This is a genomic window from Rhodococcus sp. NPDC057297 (assembly GCF_042667435.1).
Taxonomy (GTDB): Bacteria; Actinomycetota; Actinomycetes; order Mycobacteriales; family Mycobacteriaceae; genus Rhodococcoides.
On sequence record NZ_JBHUZE010000007.1, the window covers coordinates 25,964 to 38,848 of the forward strand.

Genomic DNA, 12,885 nt, shown 5'->3' on the forward strand with positions numbered 1-12,885 from the left:
ACGCAACACTCGGGGCTTACCCAGGGTCGAACAGGCAACGTGCTCGAGCCGACGGTAGCCTCCTCGCAATGGACGAGCACCTCATGGTCATCGACGACCAGTACACCGGCGCGGTTTCCCCAGGATCGACGCCTCAGCGGCGGCAGATCTCCGGCGGCACGATCACCAAGATGTCGGTCGGCCCGATGGACAACAACTCCTACCTCGTCGTTTGTTCCACCAGCGGTGAGTCGCTTCTCATCGACGCCGCCAACGAGGCCGAGCGCCTGTCACAGCTCATCGACGAGAACGCGCCGACCCTCAGCTTGATCGTCACGACGCACCAGCATGCGGATCATTGGCAGGCGCTGGAAGACATCGCGGGCGGAACGGCGTCGCCCACGGCTGCACACACCTTGGACGCGGAACCGCTCCCGGTCACCCCGGACCGTCTGCTGGCCGACGGAGACACCATCGAGGTGGGCAGCCTCACACTGAAAGCAATTCACCTGCGTGGTCACACGCCTGGGTCCATCGCGCTCGCTCTCACGGACGCCAAGTCGGGTGTCACTCATCTCTTCACCGGCGACTCCCTGTTCCCCGGAGGTGTCGGAAAGACCTCCACACCCGAGGATTTCACGCAGCTGCTCGACGACGTCTCGTCCAAACTGTTCGACGAGTACGGCGACGACACTGTCGTCTATCCCGGGCACGGCAAGGACACCACGATCGGCGCGGAGCGCGGATCCCTGGACGAGTGGCGCTCGCGCGGCTGGTGATCTTCTCGGCGCGCTTGAGATGCCCGAACCCCGGGTATGGATACGGTGGAGCGGCGCAGGTACCTGTCCTCGGACGGGTGTCCGCGCCGAACATCGACGTTCATCGACCCATCCAGGAGGCTGTCAATGCTGGTCCGCCGTATCGCTCGTCCGCTGATGTCGACCATCTTCATCGCCGGAGGGATCGACGCACTGCGTAACCCCGCCGGGAAGGCGAAGGTTGCGGCACCCCTGATCGAGCAGGGGCAGGACACACTTCCTGACAGCGTCACATCGAACGTGCCGAGCGATCCCGAGACCCTCGTCCGCATCAACGGCGCAATTCAGGTCGGCGGTGGAATCCTCCTGGCGACGGGCAAGGCCCCGCGGATCGCGTCGCTCGCTCTGGCAGGCAGCCTCGTGCCCACCACGGTCGCCGGCCACGCATTCTGGAACGAGACCGATCCCGCCGCGAAGGCTGCACAGCGCACTCAGTTCTTCAAGAACGTCAGCCTGCTCGGCGGTCTTCTGATCGCCGCCGTCGACACCGAGGGCAAGCCGTCTCTGGCGTGGCGTGGACGTCGGGCTGCACGCAAGGCGCAGGAATCCGTCGTCTCGGCGTTGCCGGGGACCCACGACACCGCCGACCACCTCGGTGCCGCCACTGGACGCATCCGCGAGATCGCGTCGGTAGCTGCTACCCGCAGCGCGGACCTCGCCGAGGCAGCACAGCCTGTCGTCTCTAAGTGGGCCGATGTCGCTGCCGAGAAGAGTTCCGATCTCGCCGACGCCGCCCAGCCCGTTGTCTCGCACTGGGCCGACGTTGCAGCAGACAAGGGATCCGACTTCGCCGACGCCGCCCAGCCGGTCATCTCACGATGGGCACACAAGGCCGCAGATCGAGGTCACGACCTCGCCGAGGTCGCGCAGAAGCGCGGCTCGAAGCTCGCCGAGGAAGCAGCCGATCGTGGACAGGATCTGGCGAAGGTGGCGCAGAAGCGTGGTTCCAAGTGGGCCGAAACCGCCGCCGATCGCAGCGAGGAACTGACCGAACTCGCTCAGAAGCGTGGCTCGAAACTCGCAAAGAAGGCGCAGAAGCGTGGTTCGCAGCTGGCCGAGGACGCAGCCGACCGCGGCGCAGAACTGGCCGAGCTGGCCCAGAAGCGCGGCTCCAAGTGGGCCGAAACCGCCGCCGATCGCGGCGCGGACCTCGTCGACGCCGCCCAGGACCGGAGCGGAAAGTGGGCCGACGTGGCGTCGGCGCGTGCGGCCGAGTTCGCCGACGTCGCTCAGGAACGCGGAAGCAAATTGGCGGAGCTGGCCGCGGATCGCACGGAGACCCTGAGCAACCGCGCACGCAAGCGTGCAGAGAAGCAAAGCCGTGAGTTCGACAAGGCCACCGAAAAGGCTCGCGCGAAGCTGGACAAGAAGGTCGAAAAGGCACGCAAAGAGCTCGACAAGCGCGTGCAGAAGTACTCCAAGTAGGTCGAACCGAACCGAGAGCCCCACCCGCGAGCAGCAGTTCTGCGGTGGGGCTCTCGTTCGTCGTAGACTACTTGGGCGATTTTCGCGCATCTATTCGCCGAACTCCCGAGGAGAACCTTTGCCGGACGACGGCCTTTCGGTCACCAGCGATCAGCACTTGACCGACCAGGATCGCGAGCAGTCTTACGTCACAATGCTCTACGACCAACTCGACGCCCTACGGAAGTACGCGCAGAACCGGCTCAGCACCGTCTTGCTCGAGACCGGGGGCACACCGCAGGCGCGAAGTGAACGCGAATCGTTCACGCATCTCTACACCGACGACATCGCGAAGTACGACGCCGCCGAGAACGGCCTGTGCTTCGGACGGATCGACCTGTCCACCGACGGTGACGACTCGCCGGTCCGCTACGTCGGCCGCGTCGGGATTCTCGACGAGGCCAACGATTACGAAACGCTGCTGCTCGACTGGCGCGCGCCCATGGCCCGCCCGTTCTACCTCGCCACGCCTGCTGCGCCGGAGAACGTGCTTCGTCGGCGTCACATCCGCACGAGGAGTCGTCGGGTCACGTCGCTGGCCGACGAGTACCTCGATCTCGCTGCCGCGCAGAAAGTCGGCTTGAGCTCCGATTCCACCGGTGTCGCGGGCGAAAGCGCTCTGCTGTCGGCTCTCGACGCTGCCCGAACGGGTCAGATGAACGACATCGTCGAGACGATCCAGAGCGAACAGGACGCCATCATTCGCTCCGAGCATCGCAGTGTGCTCGTGGTGCAGGGAGGGCCTGGTACCGGAAAGACTGCCGTGGCACTCCACCGTGCCGCCTACCTGCTCTACACCTATCGTCAACAGCTCGCCAAGAGCGGCGTGCTCATCATCGGACCGAACGCCACGTTCCTCGACTACATCGGCCAGGTACTCCCTTCACTCGGTGAGACCGGAGTGCTTTTGTCCACCATCGGAAACCTCTACCCGGGAGTGCGGGCGACGCTCGACGACTCCACCCTCGCCGTACAGGTCAAGGGATCCACGTCGATGGTCGCGGTGCTCACCAAGGCGGTACGCGATCGCCAAGAGGTGCCGTCGGAACCGAAGCGACTGCGTTTCGACACTTACGACATCACCCTCGACCGCAAGATCGTCACCCGCGCTCGGGGGCGAGCCAGGTCGTCTCGACGGCCCCACAACCTGGCGCGGCCGCTGTTCGTGGCGTCCGTCGTCGACGGGCTCGCACAGCAATTGGCGGCGAAGTTGGGCGAGAACCTGGTCGACGGCGGCAGCCTGCTCAGCCGGGACGATATCGCCGACATGCGGGACGAGATGAAGGAAGACGCCGACGTGATGGCGGCGATCGACGAGCTGTGGCCGGATCTCACTCCACAGCAAGTACTTCGAGATCTGTTCGCCTCTCCCGAACGCATCGCGTCGGCTGCACCGGACCTCACCCCCGCGGAGCGTGACGCACTGGTCCGACGCGGACGCGGTTTCTCCTCGGCCGACGCACCTTTGTTGGACGAACTCGCCGAGCTACTCGGCATCGACGACAACGCCGAACGCGAACAAGCAAATCGCCAGTGGCGCAACCAAATCGCCGACGCACAGGGCGCACTGGACATCCTCACCGGGTCCGCACCACAGGACCTCGAAGACGAACTCGACCCCGAAATCCTGATGGCGTACGACCTGATCGACGCGAGCCAGCTCGCCAGCCGGCAGGACTCCGGCGCACGTCTCACCACGGCCGAACGCGCCGCCGGGGACCGCACCTGGACGTACGGGCACGTCATCGTCGACGAGGCCCAGGAACTGTCCGACATGGCGTGGCGAATGATCATGCGCCGCATACCGAATCGGTGGATGACACTCGTCGGGGACGTCGCGCAGACCGGGGACCCCGCCGGCACGACATCGTGGGCTCAGGTACTGGAACCGTATGTAGCGCAGCGGTGGAAGAAGACCGAGCTGACGGTCAACTATCGAACGCCGTCGGAGATAATGACCGTTGCCCGTGACGTTCTCACGGCAATCGATCCAGTCCAGTCGGTACCACGATCGGTGCGAGATTCGGGCAATGTCCCGTGGGCACAGGAAGTCACCGAGACATCGTTACCGGGTACCGTCGAACAGCGTCTGACCGAGCACCCGCGCCCAGGCATCAGCGTCGTGCTGGCACCCCACGACAGGGTCGACGAGTTCGCGCACCTGAGGTCGGAAACCGTAACGGTGTCGACGGTCAAGGAGGCGAAAGGACTGGAATTCGACTCGGTTCTCATCGTCGAGCCCTCCGACATCGTCGACGAGTCCCCCATGGGAATGAGTGATCTCTACGTCGCTCTCACACGCGCGACGCAGCGGCTGGGCGTCGTGCACACCCGCCCACTGCCCGACGAACTGCGTTCGCTCGCACCGTTCGACGCCCTGGTTCACTGACCGCGCAGTAGGTGACCCGCGCAGTAGGTGACCCGCGCAGTAGGTGACAGAAGACTGTGGCCCGGCGGACACTCCGCCGGGCCACAGTGGTCTCGTCTACCTGACGGTGTGAACGATGAGGACGTCGCTGGTGGACTTCCTCGCTGCGTCGGACGGCACGGAGCCCAGCAGCCGGCCGGTCAACGAATTGAGTCCGCGGTTTCCGACGACGAGCAGATCCGCCTTGACGTCGTCGACCAACTGCAGCAGCGACTCGACGGGGGCGCCGACGATCGCACGTTCGTCGATGTTCTTCGCGCCCGCTTTGACAGCGTGCTCGCGCGCGGTCCGAAGGATGTCGTGTGTCGGAGCAGAACCGGTGATCTGGTACGCATCCTCACGCAACGCGTCGGCTGCCTTACCGGTGTCCTTGGGATCCGCCGGGTAGTACGCGCAGGCGATCACCAGCGTCGCGTCCGCGTCACCGGCGATCGACGCAGCCTTCTCCACTGCGCGCAATGACGATTCGGACCCATCGGTTCCGACGACGACGGTGCGATAGGCACTCATTCATTCCTCCAGTTGTAGGTGTTCTGTCACACATTCGACGATGCTTCTGCAGGCACGTTCGTGGTCGATCACAAGCCGATCCGCCGGTCCCCGTGCCCATTTCGATGACCCTATCTGCATCCGCCGGATGTGAGGCGGAGTTCGGCGACAACACGACTCTCGTGCCTCACATACATTGGTCACATGCACATCCCCCGGCCGCTTCGGTCGCCAGGAACCGCCGTGTTCGCCGCACTCCTCGTCGCGCTCGTTCTAGCGGTCTCGATCTTCTACGCGTTCCGCTCCCCTGCGTCCGAAGACGCGGCGTCCACTCTCGACGCCAGGATCACCGTACCGGAGGCCCCGGGCAGTTCCGAGACGATCGACCTCGATTCCCGCCTGTATGTGCCCGAGACGACCCCCGCACCCGCCGTTCTACTCGCTCACGGATTCGGGGGCGACAAACTGTCGGTCGACGGTCAAGCTCGCTCGCTGGCCGCGGACGGTTTTCTCGTGCTCACCTACAGTGCACGCGGCTTCGGTGAGAGCGGAGGAACGATCTCACTGAACGACCCGAACGGTGAGGTCGCAGACGGCCGCGCACTGATCGACTGGCTCGCGGAGCGGCCGGAGACACTCCTCGACGCCCCCGGCGATCCACGCGTCGGTGTCGCGGGAGGGTCGTACGGTGGGGCACTTGCCCTCAGTGTCGCCGGAACCGATCCGCGCGTCGATGCGGTCGCCGCAGCGATCACGTGGAACGACCTCGGCCAAGCCCTGTTCCCCAACTACGGCGTGACCGGCGACGAGGCACGCGCCTCGCTGGCCGCAATCGACTCACCTGCCGGATCCGTCTACGGGGGACCCGGCGTCCTCAAACGAGGATGGGCGGGAGTGTTCTTCGGCGCTGGAAGCACCCCGGCGCCGGACACGAGCGACGGTGCCGACGCGTCCTCGACGGGATGCGGCCGTTTCGCGCCCGAGTTCTGCGCCGCATACGCACAGTCTGCAGTCACCGGACAACCGACACCCGAACTCCTCGCTCTTCTCAGCGCCCACTCACCCGCCGCCGTCGCGTCGAACATCACGGCACCGACGCTCCTCGTGCAGGGTCTGCAGGACACACTGTTCGGACTCGACCAGGCCGACACGACCGCCCGCCAGATTTCGGAGGCCGGCGGTGATGTGGAGGTCCGGTGGTTCGGCGGTGGGCACGACGGGGGCGGAACCAACGGAGGCTCCGATGCTGCGATGGAGGACTTCCTGGATGCGAAGCTCCGCGGCACGGACGCCACCGACAGCGGCGAACAACCGTTCAACTACGCAGTGCAAGGATCCGCCGTCGAACAGGAACGCGCGCGGAACCGACGATTGACCGCCCCGGACTACCCGGGTCTCGCCGGTGACCCGGAGCCGTCGTCGGCACAGTTCGTCGATGTCGAGCTGTCGCCGAAATCCACGCCTGTCACGGATGCTGCAGCAGACAATCCAGCAGAAGGAACCGCTCCTCCCGCCGAGCAGACCATCGTGAGGCCACCCGGTGCATCCCCGTCGGCAATCTCGTCCGTCCCCGGTCTGGGTTCGGCTCTGTCCGCTCTGACCGCCACTCCGGCGGGCGCTGCGCTGTCGGCCGACATTCCCGGCCAGTCGGCTACCTTCGAGGGCGAGCCACTCGCCGAGCCGCTCAACATCACGGGCTCGTCGCGCGTGAATCTTCGTATCGGAGCATTCGCTCAGCCCCAGGAAGCAGTTGTCTTCGTCAAGCTCTACGACGTTGCGCCCGACGGCCGCCGCACGCTTCCTGGTGGCGGCGTCGCAGCCGTGAGACTGCCGAGCACCGCCACGGAGGGGTCGATCCCCGTCACCGTGACGCTGCCGGGCATCAGTTACGCAGTTCCACAGGGCCACCACGTCGAGATATCGGTGTCGACGACCGATCAGGCCTACGCGGTTCCGCTGGAGCCCGCGCAATTCGTCGTATCCCTCGACGATCCGACTCTGTCGGTGCCGTCTGTGGAAGGTGCGTCGACGGGCACCAGTTCCGTCCCGACCGCTCCCCTCGTCGGGATCGGTGCGATCGCACTCGCCGTGGCTGCGTTGATCGGTGTCAACATCGTGCGGGGACGTCGCAGAATCGTCGCGGAGGTCGACGAATCACTCCTCGAGACACCTCTCGTCATCGACGGCCTCGAAAAGACCTACGCCAACGGGTTCAAGGCCGTGAACGGTGTGAGCTTCGAGGTGAAGAAGGGTCAGGTGCTGGGTCTGCTCGGACCGAACGGTGCGGGCAAGACCACGACGCTTCGCATGCTGATGGGCCTCATCACTCCGACCGCGGGTGAAATCCGCGTGTTCGGTCACAAGGTGTCGCCGGGGTCGCCTGTGTTGTCCCGCCTCGGATCCTTCGTCGAAGGATCCGGTTTCCTGCCACACCTCAGCGGTAGGGAAAATCTGAGCCTCTATTGGCAGGCGACTGGAAGACCCCCCGAAGACGCCCACCTGGAGGAGGCGCTGGAGATCGCCGATCTCGGCGCCGCCATCGAACGGAAGGTGAAGTCCTACAGCCAAGGCATGCGGCAACGCCTCGCCATCGCACAGGCAATGCTGGGACTTCCGGACTTGATGGTCCTCGACGAACCCACCAACGGTCTCGACCCACCGCAGATCCGCACGATGCGCGACGTCCTGATCAACTACGCGAAGACGGGACGTACCGTGTTGGTCTCGAGCCACCTGTTGGCCGAGGTCGAGCAGACGTGCACGCACGTCGTGGTCATGAACCGAGGCTCGGTCATCAGCTCCGGCACCGTTCGGGAACTGACCGAGGCCGGAGGCCAGACCGAAGTGCGCGTCGACGACGCAGAGCGGGGCGCGCGCGTCCTCGAAGGGCTCGACCTGGCACCGACGATCGTCGACGACACGACACTACGAGTCGACCTCGGAGCACTCGACCCTGCGCGGGTCACCCGAGCGCTGTTCGACGACGGTCTGCAGCTTCGCGGCCTCTCGCAGTCGACTCGCCTCGAAGACGTGTTCCTCGACCTCGTCCACAACGACGCCCTGCCTGCGGCGTCGACGAAGGAGACCACATGAGCGCGCACCTGGACGGGCGAGTCGACGGTTACTCGTCGGGAAAGACGCTGCCTTTTCGGACCGAACTGCGACGCCAGTTCGGGCGTCGTCGAACGCAACTCTCGATCGGATTCCTTGCCCTGCTCCCGGTCATCCTGGCGATTGCATTCGCGGTGGGCAGCGACTCGGCGGACTCCGATGCAGGCGGGCTCATCGAACTCGGTACTCGCGGAGGCGTCAACTTCACCGTGTTCGCTCTGTTCATGTCCGTCGGATTTCTGCTCATCGTGGTCGTCGCCTTGTTCTTCGGCGACTCGGTGGCCAGCGAAGCGTCCTGGTCCTCGCTCCGCTATCTGTTGGCGATCCCGGTACCGCGTACCCGTCTGTTGATGCAGAAAGCACTGGTGTCCGCGACACTGTCCATCGCAGCGATCGCCACGTTGGTTGTGGTGTCTCTGGGGCTCGGAACTGTGCTGTACGGCGCCGAGCCGCTGGTGACACCGTTCGGAGATGGCCTGTCCTACGCCGAGGCGCTCGGTCGCTTGTTGATCGCAGTGCTCTACATCTGCATCAACCTGTTGTGGGTCGCTGGCCTGGCGATGTTGCTCTCGGTGCTGACCGATGCACCGCTGGGCGCCGTCGGCGGCGCGGTGATGACCTCCATCCTGATGCAGATACTCGATCAGATCACCGCCCTCGGCTCGCTACGCAACTACCTGCCGGGTCATTACGCGAACACGTGGATCGACGCGTTGTCGCCCACGATCGAATGGAACGACATGGTCGTCGGATCCTTCTCCGCCCTCGCCTACGCCGCAGTCTTCGGAATTGCAGCCTGGCAACGATTCTCGACGAAGGACATCACCAGCTGACGGACGCTCGGCCTACTTCTTGTTGAACACACCGTTCGGGAACACGCCCTGATCGATGACCGTGTCCCGCCACGGTGTCGCGAGTTCCACCAGGCGTGCCGCGCCCTCCTCACCCAAGGCAGCCCACGGCGCGAGGGCCAAGTCGTTGGTGATGTCCTCCACCAACCCGCGTAGATCGTTGCCGTGCTCGGTGAGGGCACCGTCCGCGTCGACGATCTCACGGTCGCGAAGCGTGTCCAGGCCATCGTTCCACTGTTCGGTCGACCATCCCCGACGCTTCTGCGCAAATTCCTTCTCGAACCCCTTGCCCGTTGCGGTGTGCGTGATGAGCGCCTGAATGCCGCTCAACTCCGCTGTCTGCAACGCCGCGATGTGCCCGTCGCCTCGATGCTCGCGGAGCAGCGTCAACGCGTGCCAGAACCGGAGGTGTGGCACCTCGGGCCAGTCGAGCTCGGCGTACGCGGCATACAGAGGACGTCCGTCGTCGCCGGGAATCTGGCTTGCCGCAATCGATGCCAGTTCGGCGGCTTCGGACATGGCAGGGGATTCCACGACGTCCTGCCCCAGCAGCCGGGTATACGCGTCGCCGACCGCGCGGTACCGGATCTCGACGACCCGTTCCGGTGACACCGCCTTCCATGCCGCGGGTACGAGGGGCTCGATCAACTCACGATTGAAGTTGTAGAACGTCGCGGCCACTACGCCCGCACCGACAGCCCCCAGCGGAGCGGCACGACCGGCGAAGTACGGCGCCCGCCCCTCCAGACCTGCCCCCGACAGTGCGTCCTGGGTCTCCGGAACGAAGTAGCTCAACGAGTGCAGAAGTTCGAGTGCACGCGCACTCCTGCCGGCAGTGGAAGCATCCATGGGTTGAACCGTAGCGAAAGGCGGCTACTTCAACCCAGCCGCATCCATTCCGCGCAGCTCCTTCTTCAGATCCTGGATCTCGTCGCGCAGACGGCCTGCAAGTTCGAACTGCAACTCACGGGCGGCGTTCATCATCTGATCGGTGAGGTTCTGAACCAAGGCTGCAAGTTCCGCACGCGGCATCGACTTGACGTCCTGCCCTTCGTACACACCCGAACTGACAGCGCGACCCTTCTCCCCTTGCGCGCGGCGCCCACGGCTCGCGTTGCGCCCGGAGCCGCCGATTTCGACCGACTCCTCGGTGTCCTCGGCTTCCTCGTACACCTGATCCAGGATGTCGGCAATCTTCTTGCGTAGCGGCTGAGGATCGACGCCCTTCTCGAGGTTGTACGCGATCTGCTTCTCACGTCGCCGCTCGGTCTCTTCGATGGCATACGTCATCGAGTCCGTCATCTTGTCCGCGTACATGTGGACCTCACCCGAGACGTTACGTGCTGCACGTCCGATGGTCTGGACCAAGCTGGTGCCGCTACGGAGGAACCCCTCCTTGTCCGCGTCGAGAATCGCAACCAGGGACACCTCGGGGAGGTCCAGGCCCTCACGGAGCAAGTTGATGCCGATCAGAACGTCGTACTCACCGAGGCGAAGCTGACGCAGGAGTTCGACGCGCCTGAGAGTGTCGATGTCCGAGTGGAGGTACCGAACGCGGATACCGAGCTCGAGCAGATAATCCGTCAGGTCCTCGGCCATCTTCTTGGTCAACGTGGTGACGAGGATGCGCTCGTCCTTCTCCGCGCGCTCGCGGATCTCGTGAACCAGGTCGTCGATCTGTCCTTTGGTGGGCTTGACCACGACCTTGGGATCGACGAGGCCGGTGGGCCTGATGACCTGCTCGACGAATTCTCCGCCGGTCTGGCCCAACTCGTACTTGCCGGGCGTTGCGGACAAGTACACCGTCTGACCGATGCGCTGCGTGAACTCCTCCCACGTCAGCGGTCGATTGTCCGTTGCCGACGGGAGCCGGAATCCGAACTCCACCAGGTTGCGCTTCCTGGACATGTCGCCCTCGTACATAGCGCCGATCTGCGGCACCGTCACATGGGACTCGTCGATGACGAGAAGGAAATCCTCCGGGAAGTAGTCGATCAACGTCGCCGGTGCGGTACCCGGTCCGCGGCCGTCGATGTGCCGCGAGTAGTTTTCGATGCCCGAACAGAACCCGACCTGCTTGATCATCTCGAGGTCGTACTGCGTGCGCATGCGAAGACGCTGAGCTTCCAGCAGCTTGCCCTTGTTCTCCAGCTCTGCGAGGCGCTCCTCCAACTCCAGTTCGATGTTCGCGACCGCCTTCTCCATCCGCTCCGGACCGGCGACGTAGTGCGTCGCCGGGAAAATACGGACGGAATCGACTTGCCGGACGGTGTCACCGGTCAACGGATGCAAGTAATACAGCGCCTCGATCTCGTCACCGAAGAACTCGATACGAACCGCCAGTTCCTCGTAGGACGGGATGATCTCGACGGTGTCGCCACGCACGCGGAACGATCCTCGCGTGAACGACATGTCGTTGCGTGTGTACTGGACATCCACGAGGAGTCTCAGCAGTGCGTCTCGGGGCACCTCGACGCCAACCTGCAATTCGATGGACCGATCGACGTACGACTGCGGGGTACCGAGGCCGTAGATGCACGACACGGACGCGACCACGACGACGTCCCGCCTGGACAACAGGTTTGCCGTCGCGGAATGCCGCAGCCGCTCGACATCGTCGTTGATCGACGAATCCTTCTCGATGTAGGTGTCCGTCTGGGCGATGTACGCCTCGGGTTGGTAGTAGTCGTAGTAGGACACGAAGTACTCGACCGCATTGTTCGGCAGCATGTCGCGAAGCTCGTTGGCCAGCTGCGCCGCCAACGTCTTGTTGGGCGCCATCACCAGCGTCGGCCGCTGCAGCTTCTCGATCAACCACGCCGTGGTCGCCGACTTACCCGTTCCGGTAGCACCGAGAAGGACCACATCCTTCTCGTCGGCCTTGATCCTGCGTTCCAGCTCGGCAATGGCCGTCGGCTGGTCACCGGCAGGCTTGTGCTCGCTGACAACTTGGAACGCCGGACCCGTCCGCTCGATCTCTCCGACCGGACGGTGTTCGGAATGAGCCACCACGGGATGTTCGGATGCAAACGCCATGAATCCAGGGTAGACGCGACCACCGACAGGTTCCTTTCGAGCCACGTCCAGGTAATTTGTTGACCCATGGACGCACCCGCCGCGGCACCACACGTACACGTCCACCCACCGAAGGTCGAATACTTCGACGTTGTCGGTCTCACCAACACCGACCCGAAGGGATTCGTGCGCCCAGTCGACGAGTACCGCGTCGAACCATGGGGTCTCTACATGGCGCGGCCGTCCGATCACCCGCAATTCGACTACCTGCAGTCATGGCTCCTGCCCAGCCTCGGCCTGCGCGCATCGATCTTCCACTACACACCAGGAAGCGAACGCGACCAGGACTACTACATCGACATCGGCGAGTTCACCCCCGGTGTCGATGCCTGGACCTCCGTCGACCACTACCTCGACCTCAGCGTCCGCACCGGACGAGGATTCGACTACCTCGACGCCGACGAACTCCTCGAAGCCAGAGTCGAGGGCCACCTCGACACCGCAACCGCCGACCTCGCAGTCAACCGCTCCGTCCTCGCCGTCGCCGGCCTCGCCTCCCACGGCTACGACCTCGACGCCTGGCTCGAATCCCTCGGCATGCCCACCACCTGGCGGCCTCGCACTGCTTAGGGGCACGCGGTGTCCGAGGTGCGGTCCCCTTCCGCTCGAACGATCCATCCATACGAATGGTCAGCTTCGGTGTTCATTCGAGCGACGACGGGGAACGAGC

At 64.5% G+C, this 12,885-nt stretch carries 9 protein-coding genes; 6 read left to right on the forward strand and 3 right to left on the reverse strand.

Going from position 1 to position 12,885, the window contains the following annotated elements; genetic code table 11:
- Positions 1-68: 68 nt before the first annotated feature.
- From ACFULT_RS19425 to ACFULT_RS19435, 3 genes are all read left to right on the forward strand, one after another.
- Positions 69-758: an MBL fold metallo-hydrolase gene (locus ACFULT_RS19425; protein ID WP_094721522.1), complete on the forward strand. Its 690-nt coding sequence runs from the start codon at positions 69-71 to the stop codon at positions 756-758.
- Between the two features lie 126 nt (positions 759-884).
- Positions 885-2,222 carry a DoxX family protein gene (locus tag ACFULT_RS19430; protein WP_094721521.1) on the forward strand — a complete coding sequence of 446 codons (1,338 nt, stop codon included), beginning with the start codon at positions 885-887 and terminating at the stop codon, positions 2,220-2,222.
- A gap of 118 nt (positions 2,223-2,340) precedes the next feature.
- The gene (locus ACFULT_RS19435) at positions 2,341-4,650 is read left to right on the forward strand and encodes a HelD family protein (RefSeq protein WP_378482184.1); all 2,310 of its coding nucleotides are present in this window, start codon (positions 2,341-2,343) and stop codon (positions 4,648-4,650) included.
- Between the two features lie 96 nt (positions 4,651-4,746).
- Here the strand turns inward: ACFULT_RS19435 and ACFULT_RS19440 are convergent, their stop codons facing one another.
- The gene (locus ACFULT_RS19440; protein WP_019665816.1) at positions 4,747-5,199 is read right to left on the reverse strand and encodes a universal stress protein; all 453 of its coding nucleotides are present in this window, start codon (positions 5,197-5,199) and stop codon (positions 4,747-4,749) included.
- Positions 5,200-5,382: 183 nt separating this feature from the next.
- Here ACFULT_RS19440 and ACFULT_RS19445 point away from each other — a divergent pair, with 183 nt between their 5' ends.
- Together ACFULT_RS19445 and ACFULT_RS19450 are read left to right on the forward strand one after the other, a co-directional pair.
- A complete protein-coding gene (locus ACFULT_RS19445; RefSeq protein ID WP_037107759.1) occupies positions 5,383-8,271 on the forward strand; it encodes an alpha/beta fold hydrolase in 2,889 nt (962 codons plus the stop codon).
- On the forward strand, positions 8,268-9,122 hold the full coding sequence (locus tag ACFULT_RS19450; RefSeq protein WP_037107757.1) for an ABC transporter permease: 855 nt from the start codon (positions 8,268-8,270) through the stop codon (positions 9,120-9,122). The genes ACFULT_RS19445 and ACFULT_RS19450 overlap by 4 nt, the downstream gene beginning before the upstream one ends.
- Positions 9,123-9,134: 12 nt before the next feature.
- On the opposite strand, the gene ACFULT_RS19455 is transcribed toward ACFULT_RS19450, so the two are convergent.
- On the reverse strand, positions 9,135-9,989 hold the full coding sequence (locus ACFULT_RS19455; protein WP_037107754.1) for a hypothetical protein: 855 nt from the start codon (positions 9,987-9,989) through the stop codon (positions 9,135-9,137).
- Positions 9,990-10,013: 24 nt separating this feature from the next.
- Complete coding sequence (uvrB, locus tag ACFULT_RS19460) at positions 10,014-12,176, reverse strand: excinuclease ABC subunit UvrB (protein WP_037107751.1); 2,163 nt, start codon at positions 12,174-12,176, stop codon at positions 10,014-10,016.
- Between the two features lie 66 nt (positions 12,177-12,242).
- Here uvrB and ACFULT_RS19465 point away from each other — a divergent pair, with 66 nt between their 5' ends.
- Positions 12,243-12,785, forward strand: coding sequence for a DUF402 domain-containing protein (locus tag ACFULT_RS19465; RefSeq protein WP_094721516.1), 543 nt, complete (start codon positions 12,243-12,245; stop codon positions 12,783-12,785).
- The last annotated feature ends 100 nt before the right edge of the window (positions 12,786-12,885 follow it).

What these genes read in the sequence shown, in the direction of transcription:
- ACFULT_RS19450 (WP_037107757.1), top strand. Translation starts at nt 8,268, where the DNA reads ATGAGCGCGCACCTGGACGGGCGAGTCGACGGTTACTCGTCGGGAAAG.
- ACFULT_RS19440 (WP_019665816.1), bottom strand. Translation starts at nt 5,199, where the DNA reads ATGAGTGCCTATCGCACCGTCGTCGTCGGAACCGATGGGTCCGAATCG.
- ACFULT_RS19445 (WP_037107759.1), top strand. Translation starts at nt 5,383, where the DNA reads ATGCACATCCCCCGGCCGCTTCGGTCGCCAGGAACCGCCGTGTTCGCC.
- ACFULT_RS19430 (WP_094721521.1), top strand. Translation starts at nt 885, where the DNA reads ATGCTGGTCCGCCGTATCGCTCGTCCGCTGATGTCGACCATCTTCATC.
- ACFULT_RS19425 (WP_094721522.1), top strand. Translation starts at nt 69, where the DNA reads ATGGACGAGCACCTCATGGTCATCGACGACCAGTACACCGGCGCGGTT.
- ACFULT_RS19465 (WP_094721516.1), top strand. Translation starts at nt 12,243, where the DNA reads ATGGACGCACCCGCCGCGGCACCACACGTACACGTCCACCCACCGAAG.
- uvrB (WP_037107751.1), bottom strand. Translation starts at nt 12,176, where the DNA reads ATGGCGTTTGCATCCGAACATCCCGTGGTGGCTCATTCCGAACACCGT.
- ACFULT_RS19455 (WP_037107754.1), bottom strand. Translation starts at nt 9,989, where the DNA reads ATGGATGCTTCCACTGCCGGCAGGAGTGCGCGTGCACTCGAACTTCTG.